The organism is Exiguobacterium sp. RIT452 (assembly GCF_003598705.1).
Classification (GTDB): domain Bacteria; phylum Bacillota; class Bacilli; order Exiguobacteriales; family Exiguobacteriaceae; genus Exiguobacterium_A; species Exiguobacterium_A undae.
The window spans coordinates 1-1,076 of sequence record NZ_QXJB01000020.1; the positions used below are offsets into that span (position 1 = coordinate 1).

A 1,076-nucleotide genomic window follows, 5' to 3' on the forward strand; every position below is an offset into this window, starting at 1 on the left:
CCGTACATGTAAGCGTAAGACTCACGGAACGTATCAACCGATCCTTTGTAGTCGCCTTCCACATACTGCATGAACGTATCTTGGACGTAAGTCTCGTGGCCAGATACGGCTTCTTGTGCTGCTTTTGTCGGAAGGTTTTCTTCCGTTGCTGCGCCAAGGAACGCACCGAAGTCATTTGAGAACATTTTGAGCATCTCTTGTGCGTCACCCATCAATTTTTTGTCGTCATTGATCGCTGCTGTGACAAGGTTTGCTTGGGCTTCGATGTGGTTTTTCGTCCAAACTTGCTCGAACTGATCCGCGCCCGCTTGACCGTAAACCGATTTCATTGCCGCTTTGAAGTCAGCTGTGTGCATGTCTTCCGCCCAGTTTGCTGCATCGTAGTCTTTCGCTTGATCGACGCCTGCTGTCATGCTGATGTTAGCCAGTGCGACGTGCTCTGCTGCCAGACTGTTGAGTGTTGACCGGAGGTCAGCTGCTTTTGTATCTGCTTTTGTGTTGTCGAACTTCTCAGGCATTTGTGTTGTGATCGCGACTGAGAGTGCTTTCGAGATGTCATACATGCGGCTGTATCCTTCGCGGAACGTGTTGTACGATCCTTCGTAGTCACCGGCTGCATATTGTTGGAATGTTTTATAGACGTCCGCTTCATGGGCACGGAGAACTTCTTCCGCTGCTGCCTTCGGCAGTTTACCTTCTGTTGCTGTATCAAGGAAGCTCGAGAGATCTTGGACGAACTCTTCCGTTTCCGCTTTTGAAGCGTTGATGCCGTCTTGATCGTCAGCTTTGACGGCTTTGACGAGATCGGTTGTGTATTTGTTATGGTCGACGAAAATTTTCTCGAACTGTTTCGCGCCTTCTTCACCGTAGACCGATGCGATCGCTGGTGTCATGTCGAGTGCGTTCTGTTTGAGAGCCGCTTCGTAATATTCTGCGTCTTTTGATCCGTCATATTGTTTTTTCATGTCCATGACGGCAAGCACGAAGTGCTCAGAGAGTAGTTGATCAAGTGTTGCACGAAGGTCAGCGGCTTTTGTTTTGACCGTGACGTTTTTCGCGCCGTCCTCATGTTTCAT

At 49.3% G+C, this 1,076-nt stretch carries 1 protein-coding gene; it reads right to left on the reverse strand.

The window, feature by feature from the left end:
- Positions 1–1,076: copper amine oxidase (locus tag D3D03_RS16585; protein WP_119924186.1), on the reverse strand; the 1,076-nt coding region annotated here is incomplete at both ends.